Genomic DNA, 22,298 nt, shown 5'->3' with positions numbered 1-22,298 from the left:
AACGGCTCGTCGTCGCTGGGAATATATGAAGGGTCAATATCATAACCGGAATTGTTCAATTCTCCGGTATTCGTTTGAGGCTCGGCGCTTGCGCCCATGTTAGATTCTCCACCTCTGGCGGGCCCCGCAAAACCAAGGTTGCCGCGTCCAAATCCACTCTCGCCGGCGCTATAGACTCACGCCAAAACCGGCACAAGCGGCAAATGTCACACAATGTCGTGGAGGGCATAAAAGTTGTGGAAACGGCGTGCTGCCCTTTTTCGTTGCGAAACCGATGCGCGAACGGCATAGCCAGCCGCCATGCATGACCTAAAATATATCCGCGAAAATCCGCAAGACTTTGACGCCGCCCTTATCCGCAGAGGCGCTGCGCCCGTTGCTGCATCGGTTCTGGCGTTGGATGAAAATCGCCGCGCTGTGTTGACCGAAATGCAAAATGCGCAAGCACGACGCAACGAAGCGTCCAAAGCAATCGGTGCTGCCATGGGCAAGGGCGATATAGCGACCGCAGAGGCGCTGAAAGCCGAAGTTGCCGCGTTGAAGGACACTTTGCCGGCATTGGAAGAGCAGGAACGCGCTGCAGGCGAAGAATTGGATACGCTGCTCGCCGGGCTGCCCAATTTGCCCGCTGACGACACGCCAGATGGCGCAGACGAGACAGAAAATGTTGAAATAGCGCGGTGGGGCACCCCGCGCAGTTTTGACTTTGAACCGCGCGATCATGCGGATTTGGGGCCAGAGCTTGGCCTCGATTTCGAAACGGGCGTGGCAATTTCCGGCGCGCGCTTCACCTTCATGCGCGGACAAATGGCGCGGCTTAATCGTGCGCTTGGTCAGTTCATGTTGGACTACCAGACCGGACAGCGCGGTTATACAGAATGCGCCACGCCTTATCTGGTGCGTCAGGAATCGCTGTTTGGTACCGGACAACTTCCAAAGTTTGCTGAAGACAATTTTCAGACGACCGATGGCCGTTGGCTTATCCCAACCGCCGAAGTGTCGTTGACCAACAGCGTGCGCGAACAGATTTTGGACGAGGGCGCGTTGCCGATCCGTATGACCGCATTGACGCCCTGTTTTCGTTCCGAAGCCGGCGCGGCGGGGCGCGATACGAAAGGCTTGATCCGCCAACACCAGTTTGAAAAGGTGGAGCTGGTCTCCATCGTTCGCCCCGAAGACAGCGCTGCCGAACATGAACGCATGGTCGAAAGTGCCGAGGGTATCTTGCAAGCACTGGAGTTGCCATATCGCAAGATGCTTTTGTGCACAGGCGACATGGGTGCCAGCGCGCGCAAGACCTATGATCTTGAGGTCTGGTTGCCGGGGCAGGGGCTGTACCGTGAAATTTCGAGCTGTTCGAACTGCGGTGACTGGCAGGCGCGCCGTATGAACACGCGTTACCGCCCTGCGGAAAGCAAAGGCAATGTGTTCGTGCACACGTTGAATGGTTCTGGCTTGGCCGTTGGCCGTACGCTGGTTGCCGTCCTCGAAAATCATCAGCAGGCCGACGGCAGTGTGACCGTTCCAGCCGCGCTGCTGCCATATATGGGCGGCCTGACAAAGCTAGAGATTGCGGCCTGATGCGCATTTTATTGACCAATGATGATGGTGTGAATGCGCCGGGTCTTAAGGTGTTGGAGGCGATTGCCCGCACCTTGAGCGATGACATCTGGATTGTCGCACCGGCCGAGGAAAATTCAGGCGCAGGTCATTCGCTGACACTGACCAAGCCTGTGCGAATTCGTCAACATGGCGAAAAACATTATTCGGTTGCGGGAACGCCAACCGATTCTGTCATGCTGGGCATTGGTGTCATCATGAAAGATGCAAAGCCTGACCTGATTTTGTCCGGCGTCAACCGTGGTGCCAATCTTGGTGATGATATCACTTATTCGGGCACGGTCGCTGCGGCGATGGAAGGTGCGTTGGCGGGAATCCGTTCCATTGCACTTAGCCAAGTGTATAGCAAAGAAGGCATGGCGGATGCCGTACCCTTTTCGGCTGCCGAAGCGTGGGGCGAGCGCGTGCTGCGTCCGTTATTGGACACGCCGCATACGCCGCGCACGCTAACCAATATCAACTTCCCGCCGCTCTTGCCGCAGGATGTTAAGGGCATCAAAGTCGCCCGGCAGGGTTTCCATGACTATAGCCGCGGTTCAATCGTCAAGGGCACGGACCCACGTGGCTACGACTATTATTGGTTTGGGCTTCATGGAATGGTGCACACGCCGGGCCATGATACGGACCTTGAGGTGATTGAGGATGGCTATATCGCAGTGACCCCGCTGCAGCTTGACTTAACCCATAACGAGTCCCTCGCCAATCTTCGGAGCGCTTACAGCGGATAAGGGAAAGCCATTCGCTGCAGCGTGCCAGTTAAGTTGCGTTCGCGATCAAGGTTCATCCCACTGAAATTCGGCCACATGGCCAGCCATCGCAACCAACCAGATGGACTGAAACTCCGCAATCCGCGTGCGGACGGCCTCAATCGATTGGGGCGTCAGTGCTGGCATCGGAACAAATGAAGCCTCGCACGCTGTTTTGGCAATCGAGATAAAGGTTTCGGTATCTGCCGGTGCGCCCCATGCGTCGGATTCGAAACATTCCACCAAGCGTTCTGCCTGAAGCAACTGCACAATATGTTCGTCAGGCGTTTGCGCCCGTGACGCGCTGGCGTGACCCGCCTGTTTTGCAATTTCCTGAATATCTGCGGGACTATGTCCTTTTGCGACCATTCCCCAAAATGCCATTGGCAAGTTCAACTCGGTTTCGACGAAATAATGGATCGCATCATGCGGCGTCACGCCTTTTTTCGGGAAGGTTGCGGTCTCCGTCGAGCCGTCGTTCCTAACAATGGCGAGAAAATCGCGATCCGTGCCTTTGGTGATTTTGATAATCATTGTTGGATTGTTATCCTGATGGGCAGCGCAAATCTATACTTCCCGTGACAAGCGTACGGAAACCCGCTATGCGGCCCGCCATCATGGCAACTCAAATCAAAGCAGCGCCGAAGGTCGGCATGGTATCACTTGGCTGTCCCAAGGCGCTGGTCGATAGCGAACGGATCCTCACAAAGCTGCGTGCCGATGGCTATGGCTTGTCGCCCGATTATGCCGGCGCTGACGTCGTGCTGGTGAACACCTGTGGCTTTCTGGACTCCGCTAAAGAAGAGAGCCTTGAGGCGATTGGAGAGGCGATCGCAGAAAATGGCCGCGTTATTGTCACAGGCTGCATGGGTAATGAAGCCGACGTCATCCGCGCGCGCTTCCCTGATGTGCTCGCGATCACAGGCGCGCATCAATATGAAGCCGTGGTTTCGGCGGTTCATGAAGCTGCGCCACCGACACGCGGTGCGTTTGTGGATCTGGTGCCCGAAGGTGGATTGAAGCTGACGCCGCGCCATTACAGCTATTTAAAGATTTCCGAAGGGTGCAACCACAGCTGCGCCTTCTGCATCATTCCGTCATTGCGCGGAAAGCTTGCAAGCCGCCGGATTGACGCCGTGTTGCGTGAGGCAGAAAAACTGGTCGCTGCTGGCACCAAAGAGCTTTTGGTTATTTCGCAAGATACGTCTGCCTATGGCGTTGATACGCGGCACGAGCCACGCGAGTGGCAGGGGCGCCAGGTGCGCGCGCATATGACGGACCTCGCCCGCGAATTGGGCAGCTTGCGGACGAGCGAAGGCATCGCCCCTTGGGTGCGGCTGCATTATGTCTATCCTTACCCGCATGTTGACGACGTTATTCCGTTGATGGCGGAAGGGTATTTGACGCCATATCTCGATATCCCGTTTCAGCATGCCGCGCCGAATGTCCTGAAAGCCATGAAGCGCCCCGCCAATGAAGCGAAGGTGCTTGAACGCATCCGCAACTGGCGCAGTATCGCGCCCGATATTGCTATCCGGTCAAGCTTTGTGGTCGGATTTCCGGGCGAAACCGATGCGGATTTCCAATATCTACTCGACTGGTTGGACGAAGCGCAGCTGGACCGGGTCGGGGCTTTCCGTTTTGAACCTGTGGAAGGTGCACAAGCGAACGATTTGCCAAACCCTGTTCCCGAAGAGGTGAAGGAAGAGCGGTTTCAGCGTATCATGGAAAAGACGGCGGCGATTAGCGCTGCGAAGCTTGCCGCAAAGGTTGGACGCAATATCCCTGTCGTTATCGACGAGATTGGCGACGCCGATGAAGATGGCAGCGTTGGCGCCACCGGACGGTCGCAAGCCGATGCGCCGGAGATCGACGGCCATGTCTATTTGCGTGACGTTGCACCGACCTTAAAGGCGGGCGACATTGTTCAAGTCGACATCGAAGACGCCGACGAGCACGACCTGTTTGGCGTTGTCACCTGATTTCAGGGCACCTGAACAGGTGTCACGTGCACCTGCCATTAACGGCTTAGCGCGACTTTGGCGGTAGCGGGAAAAAGCCTGAGGTCCGCGCGACATATTCCGCATAGCCGGGCCGCGTTTTCTTCATGCCATATTCTAGCATTGGCTTACCCGACCAGCGCGTGAGTGTGAAGGTCAGGAAGATCGGGCCAATGATGCTGATCCAACCTGGCAGGCCAGTTTCACATGCGATAAGCCAAATGCCCCACCATGTGCAGGCATCGCCGAAATAATTCGGGTGGCGGGTGTAGCGCCATAGGCCAGTATCGAGAACCTTGCCTTTATTGGCAGGATTGGCCCGGAAGGCGTTTAGCTGCGCATCACCGATGGTTTCAAACAATATGCCGATGATCGCAACAATCGCGCCGGCAAATGCGAGCGGACCTAAAGCTGCGTTCGCGCCATCGCTATACGCAATGCCGAGCTGTGCGGGCAGGCAGGTGATGAACAACAACGGGGCTTGGGTCAGAAAAACCGACTGCAGCGACGTTTTGCTCCAGCTCCAGCCCTTTTTCTCCATCACACTGCGCATGATTTTTTCATAACGCGGATCTTCGCCATGCGCGCGCCAGCGTGTCCACAAATGCAGCGAAAGCCGAAGCCCCCACAATGTGGTCAAGCCAAGCAGCAAATGCGACAGCGCGCCCGGTGCATCGGATTGCGTCCAGCTTGCCCACGCAAGCAGCACCATTCCGAACGCCCAAAATGCATCAATGAAGGAAACATCGCGGATCTTGACCGAATACGCCCAGAGCAGAAGTATGACTGCAAGCAGGGCAGTCGCGTTGATTGCAAGTGTTTGACCGATAGCTGTCATATTTCATCCTTTGCAAAAATGCCGGTCATCCCTTTCGCAGGGTGCTTCGGCACGACAGTAGAATAGATTTCGGCGACCTTTTTCATGTCCGCCTTATAATCGCCCGTGGGCCAAATTTCTGGCCCTAAGCCACCGGATTTCGACTGATAATCCATCATGCCAACGACCATCGGCACGCCGGCACCCATGGCGATATGATAAAAACCCGTCTTCCACGCTTTGACGTTGCCCCGTGTGCCCTCAGGCGCGATAGTGAGCATGAATTCTTTTCTACGGCCGAATTCATCAATCATCTGCTGAACATAATTTTTGTTCGACGAGCGGTCCACCGGGACACCGCCCATGTCGAGCATGAAGTTGGTAAATGGCCAACGGAAGAGCGAAGATTTCCCCATGAAATGTGGCATGATTCCAAGGTCATCTGTTAACCCCAGAAAATACACAAAATCCCAGTTGCTGGTGTGTGGTGCCGCAATCAAAACGAATTTACGGGATTCGGGCACGACGCCATGGGCATGCCATCCGCCGCGTTTGTAAATCCAAACCAATACCCGCCTGACCAGCCGGGACAACCAGCTAGGCTGACGTTCCTTCAAAGACATATTTTGTCTTCCTCCCCCATTGCTTCCATAACTGCGTTGCAAACCTTTTCAAACGTCTTGTTTCATAAATACGCAAGCGCTAGGCACACGGACGTAATTACAAAAACAAGCGGGAAAAAACATGTCGCATTCAGCGCACGGCGCTACACCGGTCATTTCAGCTACGGGCTTATTCACGCCAACCGATACCATCAGCAATGCCGAGCTTGTTGCCAGCTTTAACGCTTATGCCGATCGGTATAACGCAGCGCATCCGGATGCAGAGCCGCTGACGCATAGCTCGGTTGAGTTTGTGGAAAAGGCCAGCGGCATCAAGTCCCGCCATGTTATGGACAAAACCGCGATATTAGATCCGGACATTATGGAGCCACGGTACGCAGAGCGTCCGAATGACCAAATTTCCCTTATGGCGGAAATTGGCGTCGCGGCGTGCCGGGACGCATTGGCCAAGGCTGGCCGAGACATTGCGGACGTCGATGCTGTTTTGTGCGCCGCGTCCAATATGCAGCGTGCCTATCCTGCTATGGCGGTCGAGATTCAGCATGAATTGGGCATGCAGCGCGGATTCGGTTTCGATATGAATGTCGCGTGCTCGTCGGCTACCTTTGGTATCCAGACGGCTGCCGACTATATCCGCAGCGGCAACGCACGTTCTGTATTGGTCGTAAATCCCGAAATCACGTCCGGACATCTCAACTGGCGCGATCGTGACAGCCACTTTATCTTTGGTGACGTGGCAACCGCCATTTTGGTCGAAGCGAAAGACTTGGCACCCGCACAACATTGGGAAATTTTGGGGACCCGTTTGAAAACCCAGTTTTCGAACAACATTCGCAACAATTTCGGATTTTTGAACCGCGCGGATGGCAATGGCCCTGTCGATCAAAGCGGACCGCGCAACGACAAATTGTTCGTTCAGGAAGGCCGAAAGGTTTTCAAGGAAGTCGTGCCAATGGTTGGGCAGATGATCCTTGAGCACGCGGAAAGCCTTGGCCTGTCCGGCTCAGATTTGCGTCGCTTGTGGTTGCATCAGGCCAATACCGGAATGAACCGGCTTATCGCGCAAAAAGTGCTCGGGCATGAAGCCGTTGAGGATGAGAGCCCAACTGTTCTGGATACTTATGCCAACACCTCAAGCGCGGGTTCGATAATCGCGTTCCATAAGCATAATCAGGACCTGAAAGCAGGCGACCTTGGTCTCATCTGCTCCTTTGGCGCGGGTTATTCCGCGGGGTCGGTTTTTGTGCGCAAGGTTGGCTAAGTCCGATAACGCGCGCAATTGGCGCGGGCGATTAACGCTTAATTGCGGACGTTGAACAACGGATATCTGCGGACGATGTCGTCGTACACGGCCGCGTGCAGTCTTTGGACAAACTCACAGCCATAATATTCCTTTTCATGCCATGCGATCCGCGCTTCGAGCGGGTTATATCCTGGCAATGTCAGGAACAGTATCCGGTCGGGGGCAATGAAAGATGCCGTTCGCATGCGAAATCCGGCTTGGGATAGGTCGACAACTTCAACCTGTTGTCGACCTCCGCCTTGTTCGCGAACGCTTGCCGTGATGGCGACTCCGTTACGCGTAAATGCGCGATCGTTGTGACCTCCACTGTCAAAAACGTCCCCGGCCATCGGTGGCTCCTGATCCCTTGATCCTCCGATAATCGGTAGCGAGATAATCAAATTTAGTCGAGTATCATCGCCAGCAGGATGTAGATCAGGACCGGTGAGCCAAAGCCAACCACGGTGGCGACCGCAAAAATCAGACGAATGATCATCGCGTCGATGCCAGACCAGTTGGCCAATCCGGCACATACGCCGAGAATTTTCTTGTTGGTTTTGTCCAATGTTAAACGTGCCATTTCTTCACTCCCTTTTTTTGAACTGCGTTAATATGTTTAGGCAACGATAGCTGCAGCAGGCGCTACGGCTGGTGCAATGCTGATACCGATGGTGATGACCGCGCAAAGTACGGCGGCAAAGGCTGAAACGATTTGGGTGCGTGCATATTGTGTCATGTGACGTTCCTGTAAAATCTACCGGACTATTCCGGCCATGCGGAATAGTTTGCACAGGTCGTGCCAAATTGGATGTATTTCATAAAATCATATAGTTAGGTTGGTTCTTGGTATCGGTGGGGCGTGAAACAATTTCATATATTGGGAAAAAATACCAATATTTGGTTTGGCGATTTTCCGACAAGCGGCTTGACCGGAACATGCCACTATAGCAGGCAGTTTATATGGTCTTGTCCCGCCTCTCCTTGAATGATTTTCGCAACCATGCCGCGCTGGATATCCGTCCCAATGCGCAGTTCATTGCGCTTCATGGGTCAAATGGTGCGGGCAAGACGAACATCCTGGAGGCAGTCTCGCTGTTGGTGCCGGGGCGCGGTCTTCGCCGTGCCGCAATGTCGGATATGGTCCGCGCTGGCGGTGGCGGTGGATTTGCCATCGTCGCCGAAGTGTCGGGGAATGTCATTGGAACGGGTGTGAGCGCGGAGCAGCCCGAACGCCGCAAAGTCCGCGTGAACGAGAGCAACGCGTCCATTAACAGCCTTGCGGAATGGCTTTCGGTCATTTGGCTTACGCCAGCGATGGACCGCCTGTTTGCAGATGGTTCCGCCGCGCGTCGTCGGTTTTTAGACCGCCTCGTGCTGGCACTCAGTCCTCAGCATGCCCGTCACAGCAGCCGATATGAAAAGGCCATGCAGCAACGCAATAAGCTGTTGTCGGGGACCGTGTCCGCCGACCCGCTTTGGTTGGATGCCCTTGAACAACAGATGGTGGAGAGCGCCCACGCCATTCAATCTGCGCGTACCGGCTTGGTTGATGCCCTGCGCGACCAATTGCAAGGCGCGCCTTCGGGGCCGTTCGCGGTTCCGCTGATCCACCTTGTCGATAAGGCCGATCCAACAGAGGGTGATCTGGCCGTGATCTGGCGTCAGGGCCGCAACCGTGACGCTGCGGCCGGGCGCACATTATTTGGTCCACATCGCGCGGATCTTGACGTCATACATAAGGATTCCGGCCAAATGGCGGAGCAGTGTTCGACGGGCGAGCAAAAAGCCTTGTTGCTATCGCTCATCCTTGCGCACGCCGCGTTGGTGTCTGCGCAGCGTCAGGCACCGCCAATCCTGCTTCTGGATGAAGTTGCAGCGCATCTCGATCCGTCAAGACGCGCCGCATTGTTTGCGTTACTCGCGGAAACCGGCGCGCAGGTTTGGATGACCGGAACCGAGCCCGAATTATTTAATGGTATAGGGCCATCTGCCCAACTGTTGCCAGTCGGGCAGAATTAGACGCTTTATTCGGCCTTGCTTGCTTTTTTCGCGACCTTCTTCGGCACCTTGGGCTTCGTCGCCTTGGGTGCTGCGGGCGTTACTTCAAAACTTGGTGCGCCGTCCTTCATGCGCACAGCCACTTCGCCGCCATGCACGAGTTTTCCAAACAGAAGCTCCTCAGCAAGCGGCTGTTTGATCTTCTCTTGGATCAGGCGCCCCATTGGCCGTGCGCCATATAGCTTGTCATAGCCACGTTCGGTGAGCCATGCGCGCGCTTCGTCGTCCAGTTTGATGTGCACATTCTGGTCGGCGAGTTGCAGTTCAAGCTGTAGAATGAACTTGTCGACAACGCGCGCTACAACGTCCGTTGGCAGATAACCAAATGGCACGGTTGCATCCAGACGGTTGCGGAATTCCGGCGCAAACATCTTTTTTACGGCCTCGTCTCCAGCATCTTCCTTGCTGATGTTATTGCCGAAACCAATGCCTTCTTTGGCCATGTCGCTGGCACCCGCATTGGTTGTCATAATCAAAATGACATTCCGGAAATCAACGGTCTTGCCATGATGGTCCGTCAGACGGCCATTATCCATGACCTGAAGCAGAATGTTGAATAGATCAGGATGCGCTTTTTCGATTTCGTCGAGCAACAACACGCTGTGCGGGCTTTGGTCGACGGCATCGGTCAGTAGACCGCCTTGGTCAAAACCGACATAGCCCGGAGGCGCACCGATCAGGCGGCTGACGCTGTGGCGCTCCATATATTCGGACATGTCGAAACGCTTAAGTGGAATGCCAAGAATGGAGGCGAGTTGACGCGCGACTTCGGTCTTGCCGACGCCCGTGGGGCCGCTGAACAAATAGCTGCCGATGGGCTTTTCGGTGTCACGTAAGCCTGCACGGCTCAGCTTGATGGCGCTGGCAAGCACCTCAATGGCCTTGTCCTGTCCAAACACAACGCGCTTCAGATCGGCTTCAAGCGTGCCGAGCGCAGTCTTGTCATCCGATGACACCTGCTTTGGCGGAATGCGGGCGATGGTGGCGATAACAGCCTCAATCTCGCGCGCGGTGATCAGCTTCCGACGCTTTGACGGTGCAACCAGCATTTGCATCGCGCCAACCTCGTCAATGACGTCAATGGCTTTATCTGGTTGCTTGCGGTCATTGATGTAGCGCGATGACAGTTCAACCGCGGCCTTAATGGCCTCTGGCGTGTACTTCACCTTATGATGCTCTTCGAATGCGGACCGCAGGCCGGCGAGGATTTTGATGGTATCCTCAATGCTTGGCTCGTTGACGTCGATCTTTTGGAACCGGCGCAGCAACGCGCGGTCTTTTTCGAAATGGTTACGGAATTCCTTGTACGTCGTCGAACCGATGCAACGAATGGTGCCGCCGGACAAAGCAGGCTTCAGCAAGTTGGACGCATCCATCGCGCCGCCGCTGGTTGCGCCCGCGCCGATGACCGTGTGGATTTCGTCAATAAACAATATCGCGTCGGGCAGCTTTTCGAGTTCCGACACCACAGCCTTTAACCGCTCTTCGAAATCACCACGATAGCGGGTGCCGGCCAAAAGCGCGCCCATATCGAGTGAATAAATCACCGCGGGCAACAATACTTCTGGAACCTGCTTTTCAACGATACGGCGCGCCAGACCTTCGGCGATGGCCGTTTTGCCGACGCCGGGTTCACCGACATATAAGGGGTTGTTTTTTGACCTGCGGCACAAAATCTGCACCGTACGATCAACCTCAGCCGCGCGGCCGATGAGCGGATCAATGCGGCCCTGCTTGGCTTTTTCGTTTAGATTGACGGTGAACTGATCAAGCGCACCCTCTTTCTTGTCCTTCTTCGCCTTTGTATCCTCGGGCTCTTCGCCCTTTTGCTCGGAACCAGTGACGGGGCGCGGCTCGGCAAGTTTGCCGTCCTTGCCAATGCCATGGCTGATATAGGAAACGGCGTCGAGGCGGCTCATATCCTGCTGCTGCAGGAAATAGACGGCGTAGCTTTCGCGTTCGGAGAACAGGGCCACCAAAACATTGGCGCCCGTCACAACATCTTTGCCCGAGCTTTGGACGTGCAGTATCGCGCGCTGAACCACACGTTGGAAGCCACTGGTGGGGGAGGGGTCTACCTTGCCTTCGACACGCAAACTTTCGAGTTCGGTGTCGAGATAGGTGATGATGATGTCGGACAGCTCGCCCAAGTCGACGCCGCATGCCTGCATGACCTTCGCCGCATCTGCATCATCGATGAGTGCGAGCAGCAAATGTTCAAGCGTCGCATATTCATGCGCACGGTCGCCTGCGTGTTTCAATGCGTTGTGAAGCGTTGCTTCCAGCGACTCCGCAAATGATGGCATGTTATCGTCTCCCTTCAATGAGTCGCTGTCGCTTGAACTCTATATTGGCGCGGCCTTCTTTGCTTTCAAGCAACATGAGGCAGATAACGGTTTTCATCCCCAGTTTCTTCATCGTGTGGGAAGGATTTGTGCCATCTGACGCTTATTTTTTGAACAACGCGTCCGCAACACTGCGATGCTTGCTGGCAAAGGCTATCTTACCCTCACAGCGCACAATTTCTGCCTTTAAAGCAGCTATGCGGGTTTCAAGCTCTGCGACCGACAGGGCATCAATATCCTGCTTCACAAGATTATTGAGTGGGTCGTCCCGGCGTAACGGTAGATTGTCGTCGATTTCCATGGTTCATATTTTACCCATGAGCGGTTGCTGTCAATATGATGCTTCCCTAAAAGGCATCTCAATTGACATGGGGATGCAATAGACATGGAAAAACTGCCTGAATTGATGACGGCGATCGAGATTTCGACGCCGGGTGGCCCTGAAGTACTGATCGCGGCAGAGCGGCCAGTGCCAAGCCCTGGCGATGGTGAGCTGCTTTTGAAGGTTGCCTTTGCCGGCGTAAACAGACCCGATGTCATTCAACGCAAAGGTCTATATCCGCCGCCGCCAGGCGCGAGCGATCTGCCCGGACTGGAAGTATCGGGCGTTGTTGTGTCGGTAGGTGCGGGCGTGTCCCGCGAACTATTGGGCACGCGCCAATGTGCGTTGGTATCGGGCGGCGGATATGCCGAATATTGCATTGCCCGCGCCGATGTTTGCTTGCCCGTTCCAGCGGGCATGGAAATGGCTGAGGCTGCGGCATTGCCTGAAACGCTGTTCACCGTGTGGCACAATGTGTTTGAACGCGGCTATGCGGCGCCCGGCGAAACGGTCCTCATCCATGGCGGCACGAGCGGCATTGGAACCATGGCGATCAAATTGGGCAAATTGTTCGATCTCAATGTCATTGTGACCTGCGGTTCGGACGACAAATGCGCCGCTGCAAAGGCGATCGGCGCGGATCACGCCATAAATTACAACAGCACAGATTTTGCCGCTGAAGTAAAAACGATTACCAACGGCGCTGGCGTGCATCTCGTTCTGGACATGGTCGCAGGTGGTTATGTTGCGCGCAATCTTCAGTGCCTGCGCGAAGATGGCCGTCATGTGACCATTGCCGTTCAAGGCGGGATGACCGCTGAACTCAATATGGCCTATATCATGTCCCGCCGGTTGATGCTTACCGGATCCACGCTACGCCCGCGCACAGCAGAGTTTAAGGCTTTGCTGGCGCAGGAAATATCAACAACGGTTTGGCCAATGGTGTGCGACGGCGCATTGCGGCCCGAAATGGACCGGATATTTCCCCTAACGGATGCTGCTGGAGCCCATACGTATATGGAATCCGGCGCGCATGTCGGGAAGATTATGCTCGAAGTTTAAGCGGCTGGTGGCGGTAAGCCATCCAGCCATGCTTTTACGTCGGCAGCGCTCTGCTCTGGAATTTCTTCCATCGGGATGTGGCCTACGCCCGGATAAATGATCAGCTTGGCTTGCGGCAAGGCGTCCGCGAACCACCGCGCAGCACTTACGGGGATGAGGTTATCCTCTTCTCCCCACATGATCATTGTCGGGACCTTGATTGTCGCCAGCTTCTCTGCGTTGCCAGCACGCATGTTTTGCACGTTTGCAAAGCGCTTCATCGTTGCTTCGCGGTTGCCGGGATAGCGGTTGAGTTCCCAATAGCGGTCGACAAGCTTTGCGTCGATTTTTGATTGAACACTCATCGATGTTTTGACGCTGGCTTCAAATATGCTGCGTGGGGCGATGAAGCGCGCGGCCTCTTTGATAACCGGCATCCGCATCAAACGGAAACCGAGTGGTAAATTACCAGATTTGGCAGAAGGCTGGCCGCTGGCATCCACCAGCAACATCGCCTCGACCTTTTCGGGGTGCGTGAGTGTGTACATCCATGTGACGCCGCCACCCATTGAGTTGCCGCCGATGACTGCTTTTGTGACATTCAGCCGCGTCAGCAACCGATCGACGACCTCGACATAGGTCGCGGCGTCATAGGTACCGGATGGATTTTGCCCGGTAAGGCCATGGCCGGGGAGGTCCATCGAAATGATACGATATTCCTTGCCTAAAATCTGGACCCACGTCTCCCACGTATGTAGCGATGCGTTCGATCCGTGGATGAGGACAAGAACACGTCCGTCCCGATTGCCTTCATCGCGATAGTGAACGCGCAGGCCAGGCTCCAGTTCAGCAAAGCGCGATGCGCTGCTGCTATATTTGGTTTCCATTTCTGCGGCATCGGTATCGGGCGCATATCCCCAGATAAAGACTGCGGCGACCGCGACCACGAGCACAACAACGAGCCATTTGATAAGACGTTTCATTTCTTTCCCCAATCCGTTGCTGGATTGCATGCCAGACGGGCAATGCGCAAGCCCCCACGCGCATTGCCGCTTGCCGATACGGTAAAGTTCGCCTAATGCGCTTCTCAAGATTTTCAGGCCGCTCCGTAAGGGGCGGCCCTTATTATTGGAGCAAAAGACATGGCCACCCCTTTGATGCCACATGCTACTGCCGCTTGGTTGGTCGACAATACTGGTTTGAGCTTCTCGCAAATTGCCGAGTTCTGCGGCATCCATATTCTTGAAGTTCAGGCGATGGCCGATGACATGACTGGCTCGAAATACACCGGTCGTGACCCTGTGCACGCGGGCGAATTGTCGATGGACGAAATCGAAAAGGGTCAGGCAGATGAAGATTATGTCCTTCAAATGTCCAAGGGTCCAGATCAGGTGCGCCGCACAAAGGGACCGCGCTATACACCAGTTTCGAAGCGTCAGGATAAGCCAGACGGCATTGCATGGCTGTTGCGCAACCATCCGGAAATTTCCGATGGCGCGATCTGCAAGTTGATCGGAACGACGCGCAACACGATTGCCGCCATTCGCGATCGCAGCCATTGGAACATTGCTGAAATCCAGCCGAAGGATCCTGTAACGCTTGGTCTGACTTCGCAACGCGAGCTCGATGCCATCGTCAATCGTGCCGCCAAAAAGGCAGGCATTGATAACACGGCGGCAAATGATGCCCGTCTTGGCACGGATCGTGACGCGCTGATCCAAGAATTGCGTGCAGAACGTACCGAAGCGGCGCGCCGCGCGGAAGCTGCTCTCAACGGTGAAGTAGAACCCACTGAAAAGGCAGAGCTGACAGCCGATACTTTGTTCAAAAAAGCGGGCGAATAAGGACCACGTCGTCATTGCCTTAATCGCTTGATTAAGGCACGTGTGGGCTATGGCTACCAAAGCAACCCCTGATTACGACGCGTCGCTTGCCGACCACGGATTTGAAGCAAAAGAGTTTAAGGGGCTAACATACCCCTTAGGCGACCATGCCCCGGCTTATGGTGAAATCTACCCTATCGCGCCGGACATTGGCTGGACGCGTATGCCCGTGCCCGGCAATCTGGCCCACATCAACCTGTGGTTATTGGACGAGGGCGAGGCGGGCTATGCACTCGTCGATACCGGTCTTTTCATGCCGCCTACCATTGAACAGTGGAAAGCGATGTTCGCGGGCAATTTGGCCGACCGCGAACTCAAACGGATTTTTGTAACCCATTTCCACCCCGACCATGTTGGCTGCGCGGGATGGCTATCGAACAAGTTCAAAGTTCCTGTCTGGATGAACCGGACCGAATGGTTGATGGCGCGGATGCTCGTTGCAGATCAGGCTGACCAACCGCCCGAAGATGTATTGAGCAATCGGCGTTTTGCGGGTTTTGACGAAGAACGCATCGACGCGGTGCGTAAGCGCGGTTGGGGCGGATTTGCGCGGGCGGTGTCACGGCTACCCACGGGACATGTCCGCATGGACGACGGACAAGTCATCCGCGTTGGCCAGCGGGATTGGACGGTGATGACCGGTGGCGGACACACACCGGAACATGCCTGCCTTGTCGATTTCAACAATGGTATGATCATCGCGGGTGACCAGATTTTGCCGCGTATCACCTCAAATGTTTCCGTCATGGACAGCGAGCCCAATGCTGACCCACTGGGTGAGTGGTTGGACTCCATTACAAAGTTTCGGGACGCATTGCCCGCCGATATGCTGGTCCTGCCCGCGCATGGGGAGCCGTTTACTGGGGTGCATGTCCGGTTGGATAAGCTGGCGTCCGGCCACCATGAACGGCTCGACAAGTTGGAAGCTGCCCTACGGCACACAGAAATGCGCGCGGTCGATACATTTGCATTGCTGTTCGACCGGGAAATTGATGAAACGGTTTACGGTTTGGCGACCGGAGAGGCGCAGGCGCATTTGCGCTATTTGCACTTTGCTGGTCGGATAAAATGTGAAATCCGCGATGGTGTTGGCTGGTATCACGCGGCATAAAGCGCGCATGACACAAAATGTCTGGAACAGTCGTTACCTGCAACCTGTAAAATGGGACCAGCATTTTGCGCCGTTGGCGTTGCACGATATGTTTTTCCAGTCCGCTGAACGGATGGGCCGTGCGGCAATCGCCGTTTTCATGGATAGTAAGCATTCGGTTGTATGGTGACCGACCCCGCAGAGATACGCAAAATCATCCATGTCGATATGGATGCGTTCTATGCCAGTGTGGAGCAGCGCGATAATCCTGAGCTGCGCGGTAAGCCGGTCGCGGTCGGTGGTTCGTCCAAACGCGGCGTTGTGGCGGCGGCAAGCTATGAAGCACGGGCGTTTGGTGTACGGTCTGCCATGCCTTCGGTGACGGCATTGCGGCAATGTCCGGACCTCATTTTCGTGAAGCCGCGGTTTGAGGCGTACAAGGCTGTGTCGCGTCACATTCGGGAGATATTTGCCCGGCACACCGATGTAATCCAACCGTTATCGCTGGATGAGGCGTATCTTGATGTCACGCATGACAAACAGGGCATCGGTTCGGCCGTTAAAATTGCCAAAGCCATTCGTGCGGCCATTCGCGAAGAAACCGGACTGACAGCAAGCGCGGGTGTGAGCTACAACAAATTTATCGCCAAGCTGGCAAGTGACCAAAACAAACCCGACGGCATGTGCGTGATATTGCCCGAACAGGGACCGGAATTTGTCGCAAGCTTACCTGTGCGGCGGTTCCACGGTGTGGGGCCACGCACGGCTGAAAAAATGGCAAAGTTGGGCGTGCATACCGGTGCAGACCTTGCCCAAAAGGACGAGATTTGGCTGTCGCAGCATTTTGGCAGTTGGGGCGCTTATCTTTTCCATGCGGCGCGCGGGATCGACAACCGCCCCGTGAACGCCAATGCCGTGCGTAAATCCATTGGCGCTGAAAGCACCTATTTCGAAGATAAACGCAGCGAGGATGAATTACGCGAAGCCTTAGACGATATTGTCGAGATCGTTTGGGATCGTATTGACCGCAATCAGGCCCAGGGGAAGACGTTGGTCTTAAAGGCGCGCTATTCCGATTTCCGGACCGTCACACGGTCGCGGACCGTTGGGCACATACTCTCTGACCGTTCGGCAATCGCGACGCTGGGCCATGCGCTGTTGGACCAGATTTTGCCCGTCGAAATGGGTGTTCGCCTGCTTGGGCTGACATTGTCGGGACTTGTTGATCAAAATGACATTGCCGCAGAACCAACCATGCAGGGACAATTCACATTTGATCACGTTGAAAAATGAAACAATCGGCGTTATATCAGAAAACTGTTATGCAGTTATAATACAGGAAGCAGAATGGCGCGGCCACAAACTGATATAGAAGCCGGCAGAACTGCGTTGCTTGAAGTGGTCGACAACCTCGTCCGTAAACGCGGGTCGGTCGATATTTCCATGACGGATTTGGCTGCGGCGGCGGGTATGTCACCGTCAAATCTGTATCGGTTCTTCGACAAGAAGGAAGCTTTGCTGGAGGCTGTAGCCGAGCGTTTCTTCGCAGAAAAAATTCAGATCATGGTGGAAGTAACCGAGTCCGACTTGCCGGTTCGCGAAAAAATGTACCAATATTTTGCCCGGCGCTACTTGGCTTCGGTCGAGCAGTTTGAGGCCGAGCCCGAGCTGTTAAAAAGCTATTTGGAAATTGGTCAGCAGCATTTCGAAGTGGTGCGCGGTTATGTGGACCTTGGCGACCATTATCTCGCGATCATCGTGGCCGAGGCTATGGAGCAGGGCTATTTCGAAGGCCTGTCTATTGATGAGGCGGTGTCGTTCATCAACCAAATGCTGCATTGCTATACAAACCCCGACATGCTTTTTTACATCGGGACCACGAAGCTGAGCGTTACGAAGTTGGCCATGATCGTGGATACAGTGTTTCAAGGGCTAGGTAAAAAGATGGCGACCCAATCGGCACCTGGATCGCACATGAAAATCGTGTCTTAACCGCTTGTATTGGCCTTCAAACTTATCGTCATGAAGGCAATGTAACGACCCGCACATATTCGCTTTTACAACACGCCTCCTCTGATTTAAGCAGGTGATTAAATTAGGGGAGAGAACAACGATGCGCGTCGAGAACGCAGTTTTTCCGGGCACGGAGCAAGTCACGTCCTTTTTCGGCGGTCCTGAAAATGGACCCTTTGTGATGGTCAACCTTCTGAAATTTAAAGAGACTGCAGAATATGCCGATGGCAGCGATGCTGACCTTAGTGGTGCAAGGGCGTATGCCCGATATGGCAAGGGTATTCAGGCGTGTCTCGCCGCCGTCGATGGCAAGCAGATTTATGCCGGCCCCGTAACCGGCCTGATGATTGGCGAGGTTGAAGAACTTTGGGACATGGTTGCGTTGGTCGAATATCCTTCGCTGGCGGCCATGCAGAAAATGATGTCCTCCCCGGAATATCGCGCGATTGAAGTGCATCGCAAAGCTGGCCTCGCCGGCCAACTCAATATCCGCACACGCCAGATTGGACGCTGACATCATGAAACCTATTAAAAACCGCATCACCGAATTGCTTGGCGTTGAATATCCCATCATTCAGGCACCCATGGGCTGGATCGCGCGGGCGCAACTGGCGTCGGCCGTTTCAAACGCCGGTGGACTTGGCATCATCGAAACGTCCTCCGGCCAATTGGAGGAAGTGCGCGCGGAAATCATCAAGATGCGCGAACTGACGGACAAGCCCTTTGGCGTGAACATTGCGCAAGCCTTTGTCCGCGATCCCGGCATCGTGGATTTCGTGGTCGATCAGGGCGTTAAATTTGTCACGACTTCTGCTGGCGACCCGAACAAATATTGCGGCCCGTTAAAGGCTGCGGGTCTAACCGTCTTTCACGTTGTTCCGACTTTGGCAGGCGCGTTGAAGGCGATTGAGGCGGGTGTCGATGGCTTGGTCGTCGAAGGCGGCGAGGGCGGCGGGTTTAAAAATCCCAAAGATGTTGCGCTCATGGTCCTGTTGCCGCTCATCCGGAGCAAGGTTGACGTGCCGATCGTCGCAGCCGGCGGAATGGTCTGCGGACGGACGATGGCGGCGGCTTTTGCGCTTGGCGCAGAAGCGGTGCAAATGGGCACGCGGATGGTCAGCGCGGCGGAATCCCCAGTTCACCAAAACTGGAAAGACGCGATCATAAACGCCAAGGAAACCGACACGCTGTTCCTGAACCGTCATGGCCCGGGCCCTGCGTTGCGTGCGTTGCGCACGGACCGGACCGAAAAGCTGGATGTAACGCCATCGGAAAATATCATGGGCGAAATGCGCGGTGTGCTCGATTTGTATTTTGGCGGTGACATGGAAGCGGCGATCGCGCTGTCCGGTCAAGTTGCCGGACGCATTGATACGGTGAAGCCTTCGAAACAAATCATCGACGAAGTCATGGAAGAATTCCATGACGTGATGAACAATATGCGCAACGACTATTCGTAGGCGCTGCTTTGGATCCTGTCTTAGAAGAATTCCTGAGCGATCCCACGGCGGATGTTTCCGCGCTGCACGATGTTGCGCGGATTAAGGCAATTCTCGAGCAATGCGCACGCGATGGCCGGGCAATCAGCTACTCGGAGTTGCTGCTAAACCTTGGTTTCCGTTTTACACGGCCAAAGATGCGCGCGGTCTGCAAGACGTTGGATAAGATTGACCAAATTACGATTGCCGAAGGCAGACCAGCGCTTGCCGTGCTTGTGGTGCGCGAAGGCGACGGCTTGCCGGGGCAAGGGTGGTGGACCGGGCGCACCGACTATCAGGGCGAATGGACTGGACCACAGGCGCAAGCCCATATCCGGCAGCTACAGGAAGGCATATTCGCATATTGGCAGGGGCGGGCAGTTTGAGCGACGACATCGCCCCTTTGGTCACGGCCTTTGCGCGGCGGGTGTTCGGGGGAACCGACGACGTTGAAAGCCTTGTCCGGCTGACAGGCGGCGCGAACATGGAAAGCTGGTCGTTTGATTATGCGGGGCAGGGATATGTGCTGCGTCGCTCACCATCGGCGGACATGATGGCAGGGCGAACCTATGGCCATGACGTGGAGGCTGCTGTCGTTCGCGCGGCCTTTGCGGCGGGCGTGAAGGCGCCAGAAATACTGGGTGAGGTAAACGCTGCTGATAATCTTGGAACCGGCTATGTGATGCGCCGTGTGGAGGCAGAGGTTAACCCGGCAAAAATCTTGCCTAACGCTCCGCCGGGGTTGTTGAATGACTTTGCCCGTGAACTCGCTGCAATTCATGCGGTGCGGTCTGATACGCTGCCGCAGTTACCTGAAACGAGCGCGGAGAGCTTGCTGGCCGAATTGCGGGGGCGGTTCATCAACTTTGGTGGGGATCGCCCAGTGATGGCGCTCGCGTTTAAATGGCTTGAGGACCATTTGCCTGCGCCAGTTCCCGCCGTCTTGCTTCATGGCGATTTCCGCATGGGCAATATCATGGTGGATGCCAATGGGCTCGCCGCTGTCCTCGACTGGGAATTGGCGCATCTGGGTGACCAGCATCAGGATCTCGCCTTTGGCTGCATTAACAGCTGGCGGTTCGGATATATTGACCGACCCGCATTTGGCATTGGTCCGTTGGACGAATTTTTCGCCGCCTATGAAAGCGTGAGCGGGACATCGGTGGAACCTGAACGTTTCCGTTGGTGGCTTATCTATTCGACATTGTGGTGGGGCGTCTGCTGCCTGCAAATGGCTGATATCTGGCGCAGTGGCCTTGATGAAGCGTTAGAGCGTGCCGTCATTGGACGGCGGACTTCGGAAACCGAAATTGATTTGCTGATGCTATTGGAAGAGGATGCGCCTGAGGTCGAACGTGGCCCAATTACGCTGCCATCGTCTGCAGCGCCGCGACGGATCGGCGAACCATCGTCGACAGAAATGCTGGAGGCGCTCGCGCGTTGGATTGAGACTGATATTAAACCACAGGCAAAGGGACGTGACCGTTTCATGGCTGCCGTCGCCGTGAACGCACTGGGCATGTTGCAGCGCGAAGCTACTGCGCCCTTAAACGTGCATGATAAGTCGCTTTCCGATGCATTATTGGCGGGTCGAAAATCTCTGGCAACGCCGGGGCTGCTAATGCAATTAAAAACGCAATCGCTCGCCAAACTTGCGGCTGATCAACCCAAATATTCAGGCTTGGCCGCGGCCAGAAAAAAATGGACAATCTAATGCTCTTCGAAATTCCCACAGAGATCACCGACTATTTGGCCGAACTTGACGCGTTCATTGAACGGGAGATCAAACCGATTGAAGCGCGCGACGACAATATACGCTTCTTTGATCATCGCCGCGAAAATGCGCGGACCGATTGGGATAATGACGGCCATCCGCGTGCCGATTGGTGGGCATTGCTGGCCGAAATGCGGCAGGTGGCGGACAGGGCCGGACATTATCGCTTTGCTATCCCAGAAGAATTTGGCGGGAAAAATGGCTCCAATCTGGCGATGGCGGTCATCCGGCATCATTTGGCGCACAAGGGCTTAGGGCTGCATAACGACCTGCAGAATGAAAGCAGCATTGTTGGCAATCTTGTGCAGGTGTTGATGCTACGTGATTTTGGAACGCCGCAACAAAAGGCCGCGTTTATTCCGCCGATGCTTGAGGGCAAAATGGGGTGGAGCTTCGGCCTGACCGAAGAAGATCATGGTTCCGACGCGACGCATATGGATACGCGCGCCGTGCCCGAAATGCGTGATGGCGTTGCAGGCTATCGCATTAATGGCAACAAGATGTGGACGACCGGACTGCCCTATACATCGCATGTGATGACCTTTGCGCGCACCAGCGGTGATGATGGCAAAGCGCGCGGCATTACCTGCTTTGTCGTGCCAACAGACGCGCCAGGATTTGAAATTGGCGAATATATGTGGACGTTCAATATGCCCACCGACCATCCTAAGGTTAAATATACCGATGTCTGGGTGCCGGAAAGCGCTATCCTAGGGGAATTGGACAATGGACTGGCGGTTGCACAGCATTTTGTGCATGAGAACCGTATTCGCCAAGCGGCAAGTTCGCTCGGTGCGGCCCAATATTGCATTGATGAAGCGGTGAAGTACGCGCGTGAGCGCAAGCCATTTGGCAAACCGCTGGCGGTAAATCAGGCCATCCAGTTCCCCTTGGTCGAACTGCAAACCGACGCTGAGATGCTGCGCCTTTTGATTTACAAAACCGCCGCCGAAATGGACAGCATGACCAAGCCGGAAGTTGCGGTGCGGTTATCGGACAAAGTCAGCATGTGTAATTACAAGGCAAACCGCTTGGTCTGCAATGCCGCGGATTTCGCGATGCAAGTACATGGCGGGATTGGCTATTCACGGCATAAGCCGTTCGAGCACATCTACCGCCACCATCGGCGCTACCGCATTACCGAAGGCGCAGAGGAGATCCAGATGCGCAAAGTGGCGGGACATTTGTTCGGATTTATGGGGTGAT

Annotated in this window: 24 protein-coding genes; 16 read left to right on the top strand and 8 right to left on the bottom strand. The window is 55.2% G+C overall.

Annotated elements, in window-relative coordinates; genetic code table 11:
- Window positions 1–300 precede the first annotated feature (300 nt).
- The gene (gene serS, locus ACIQZK_RS07305; protein WP_397575547.1) at window positions 301–1,581 is read left to right on the top strand and encodes a serine--tRNA ligase; all 1,281 of its coding nucleotides are present in this window, start codon (window positions 301–303) and stop codon (window positions 1,579–1,581) included.
- Window positions 1,581–2,348, top strand: a complete 768-nt coding sequence (gene surE, locus ACIQZK_RS07300; RefSeq protein WP_397575546.1) for a 5'/3'-nucleotidase SurE — start codon at window positions 1,581–1,583, stop codon at window positions 2,346–2,348. The genes serS and surE overlap by 1 nt, the downstream gene beginning before the upstream one ends.
- Window positions 2,349–2,393: 45 nt before the next feature.
- Here surE and ACIQZK_RS07295 read toward each other — a convergent pair whose 3' ends face one another.
- Window positions 2,394–2,900 (bottom strand): hypothetical protein, encoded by a 507-nt coding sequence (locus ACIQZK_RS07295; RefSeq protein ID WP_397575545.1) that lies wholly within the window; start codon window positions 2,898–2,900, stop codon window positions 2,394–2,396.
- A gap of 68 nt (window positions 2,901–2,968) precedes the next feature.
- Here ACIQZK_RS07295 and rimO point away from each other — a divergent pair, with 68 nt between their 5' ends.
- Complete coding sequence (rimO, locus tag ACIQZK_RS07290) at window positions 2,969–4,348, top strand: 30S ribosomal protein S12 methylthiotransferase RimO (protein WP_397575544.1); 1,380 nt, start codon at window positions 2,969–2,971, stop codon at window positions 4,346–4,348.
- 46 nt (window positions 4,349–4,394) lie between these two features.
- Here rimO and ACIQZK_RS07285 read toward each other — a convergent pair whose 3' ends face one another.
- Both ACIQZK_RS07285 and ACIQZK_RS07280 read right to left on the bottom strand, forming a co-directional pair.
- Complete coding sequence (locus ACIQZK_RS07285) at window positions 4,395–5,204, bottom strand: DUF1295 domain-containing protein (protein ID WP_397575543.1); 810 nt, start codon at window positions 5,202–5,204, stop codon at window positions 4,395–4,397.
- Window positions 5,201–5,848, bottom strand: a complete 648-nt coding sequence (locus ACIQZK_RS07280) for a lysophospholipid acyltransferase family protein (RefSeq protein WP_397575542.1) — start codon at window positions 5,846–5,848, stop codon at window positions 5,201–5,203. The genes ACIQZK_RS07285 and ACIQZK_RS07280 overlap by 4 nt, the downstream gene beginning before the upstream one ends.
- A 79-nt stretch (window positions 5,849–5,927) precedes the next feature.
- On the opposite strand from ACIQZK_RS07280, the gene ACIQZK_RS07275 reads away from it, so the two are divergent.
- Window positions 5,928–7,067, top strand: a complete 1,140-nt coding sequence (locus ACIQZK_RS07275) for a beta-ketoacyl-ACP synthase III (protein ID WP_397575541.1) — start codon at window positions 5,928–5,930, stop codon at window positions 7,065–7,067.
- 38 nt (window positions 7,068–7,105) lie between these two features.
- On the opposite strand, the gene ACIQZK_RS07270 is transcribed toward ACIQZK_RS07275, so the two are convergent.
- On the bottom strand, window positions 7,106–7,438 hold the full coding sequence (locus ACIQZK_RS07270; RefSeq protein WP_397575540.1) for a PilZ domain-containing protein: 333 nt from the start codon (window positions 7,436–7,438) through the stop codon (window positions 7,106–7,108).
- Between the two features lie 53 nt (window positions 7,439–7,491).
- Complete coding sequence (locus ACIQZK_RS07265; protein WP_395635950.1) at window positions 7,492–7,668, bottom strand: PspC domain-containing protein; 177 nt, start codon at window positions 7,666–7,668, stop codon at window positions 7,492–7,494.
- 380 nt (window positions 7,669–8,048) lie between these two features.
- Between ACIQZK_RS07265 and recF the strand changes: the two genes are divergently transcribed.
- Window positions 8,049–9,107 (top strand): DNA replication/repair protein RecF, encoded by a 1,059-nt coding sequence (gene recF / locus ACIQZK_RS07260; protein WP_397575539.1) that lies wholly within the window; start codon window positions 8,049–8,051, stop codon window positions 9,105–9,107.
- Between the two features lie 5 nt (window positions 9,108–9,112).
- Here recF and clpA read toward each other — a convergent pair whose 3' ends face one another.
- Complete coding sequence (clpA, locus tag ACIQZK_RS07255; protein ID WP_397575538.1) at window positions 9,113–11,452, bottom strand: ATP-dependent Clp protease ATP-binding subunit ClpA; 2,340 nt, start codon at window positions 11,450–11,452, stop codon at window positions 9,113–9,115.
- Between the two features lie 142 nt (window positions 11,453–11,594).
- The gene (locus ACIQZK_RS07250) at window positions 11,595–11,792 is read right to left on the bottom strand and encodes a DUF1192 domain-containing protein (protein WP_324477064.1); all 198 of its coding nucleotides are present in this window, start codon (window positions 11,790–11,792) and stop codon (window positions 11,595–11,597) included.
- Between the two features lie 84 nt (window positions 11,793–11,876).
- Here ACIQZK_RS07250 and ACIQZK_RS07245 point away from each other — a divergent pair, with 84 nt between their 5' ends.
- Window positions 11,877–12,875, top strand: coding sequence for an NAD(P)H-quinone oxidoreductase (locus ACIQZK_RS07245; protein WP_397575537.1), 999 nt, complete (start codon window positions 11,877–11,879; stop codon window positions 12,873–12,875).
- On the opposite strand, the gene ACIQZK_RS07240 is transcribed toward ACIQZK_RS07245, so the two are convergent.
- Window positions 12,872–13,837: an alpha/beta fold hydrolase gene (locus ACIQZK_RS07240; protein ID WP_397575536.1), complete on the bottom strand. Its 966-nt coding sequence runs from the start codon at window positions 13,835–13,837 to the stop codon at window positions 12,872–12,874. The two genes, ACIQZK_RS07245 and ACIQZK_RS07240, sit on opposite strands and share 4 nt — an antisense overlap.
- A gap of 159 nt (window positions 13,838–13,996) precedes the next feature.
- On the opposite strand from ACIQZK_RS07240, the gene ACIQZK_RS07235 reads away from it, so the two are divergent.
- The 10 genes from ACIQZK_RS07235 (at window position 13,997) to ACIQZK_RS07190 (ending at window position 22,297) form a co-directional block, all read left to right on the top strand.
- Window positions 13,997–14,698, top strand: a complete 702-nt coding sequence (locus ACIQZK_RS07235) for a DUF1013 domain-containing protein (protein WP_395628811.1) — start codon at window positions 13,997–13,999, stop codon at window positions 14,696–14,698.
- Between the two features lie 49 nt (window positions 14,699–14,747).
- Window positions 14,748–15,848, top strand: a complete 1,101-nt coding sequence (locus ACIQZK_RS07230; protein WP_397575535.1) for an MBL fold metallo-hydrolase — start codon at window positions 14,748–14,750, stop codon at window positions 15,846–15,848.
- A gap of 7 nt (window positions 15,849–15,855) precedes the next feature.
- Window positions 15,856–16,017, top strand: coding sequence for a hypothetical protein (locus ACIQZK_RS07225; protein ID WP_397575534.1), 162 nt, complete (start codon window positions 15,856–15,858; stop codon window positions 16,015–16,017).
- Window positions 16,011–17,120, top strand: a complete 1,110-nt coding sequence (dinB, locus tag ACIQZK_RS07220; protein ID WP_397575533.1) for a DNA polymerase IV — start codon at window positions 16,011–16,013, stop codon at window positions 17,118–17,120. Before ACIQZK_RS07225 ends, dinB begins: the two co-directional genes overlap by 7 nt.
- Before the next feature lie 54 nt (window positions 17,121–17,174).
- Window positions 17,175–17,819, top strand: coding sequence for a TetR/AcrR family transcriptional regulator (locus tag ACIQZK_RS07215; RefSeq protein ID WP_397575532.1), 645 nt, complete (start codon window positions 17,175–17,177; stop codon window positions 17,817–17,819).
- A 121-nt stretch (window positions 17,820–17,940) separates the two neighbouring features.
- Window positions 17,941–18,354: a DUF1330 domain-containing protein gene (locus ACIQZK_RS07210; protein ID WP_397575531.1), complete on the top strand. Its 414-nt coding sequence runs from the start codon at window positions 17,941–17,943 to the stop codon at window positions 18,352–18,354.
- 4 nt (window positions 18,355–18,358) lie between these two features.
- Window positions 18,359–19,300 carry an NAD(P)H-dependent flavin oxidoreductase gene (locus tag ACIQZK_RS07205; RefSeq protein WP_397575530.1) on the top strand — a complete coding sequence of 314 codons (942 nt, stop codon included), beginning with the start codon at window positions 18,359–18,361 and terminating at the stop codon, window positions 19,298–19,300.
- A gap of 8 nt (window positions 19,301–19,308) precedes the next feature.
- Window positions 19,309–19,704 carry a ribose-phosphate pyrophosphokinase gene (locus ACIQZK_RS07200; RefSeq protein ID WP_397575529.1) on the top strand — a complete coding sequence of 132 codons (396 nt, stop codon included), beginning with the start codon at window positions 19,309–19,311 and terminating at the stop codon, window positions 19,702–19,704.
- Window positions 19,701–21,032: a phosphotransferase family protein gene (locus ACIQZK_RS07195; RefSeq protein WP_397575528.1), complete on the top strand. Its 1,332-nt coding sequence runs from the start codon at window positions 19,701–19,703 to the stop codon at window positions 21,030–21,032. The genes ACIQZK_RS07200 and ACIQZK_RS07195 overlap by 4 nt, the downstream gene beginning before the upstream one ends.
- Entirely contained in the window at window positions 21,032–22,297 is a 1,266-nt protein-coding gene (locus ACIQZK_RS07190; RefSeq protein ID WP_397575527.1) for an acyl-CoA dehydrogenase family protein, read from the top strand. The genes ACIQZK_RS07195 and ACIQZK_RS07190 overlap by 1 nt, the downstream gene beginning before the upstream one ends.
- The last annotated feature ends 1 nt before the right edge of the window (window position 22,298 follow it).

This window comes from Sphingorhabdus sp. (assembly GCF_044338195.1).
Taxonomy (GTDB): domain Bacteria; phylum Pseudomonadota; class Alphaproteobacteria; order Sphingomonadales; family Sphingomonadaceae; genus Sphingorhabdus_B.
The sequence above is the reverse complement of the archived record's forward strand: the minus strand, read 5'-3'. Positions and strand labels throughout refer to the sequence as shown.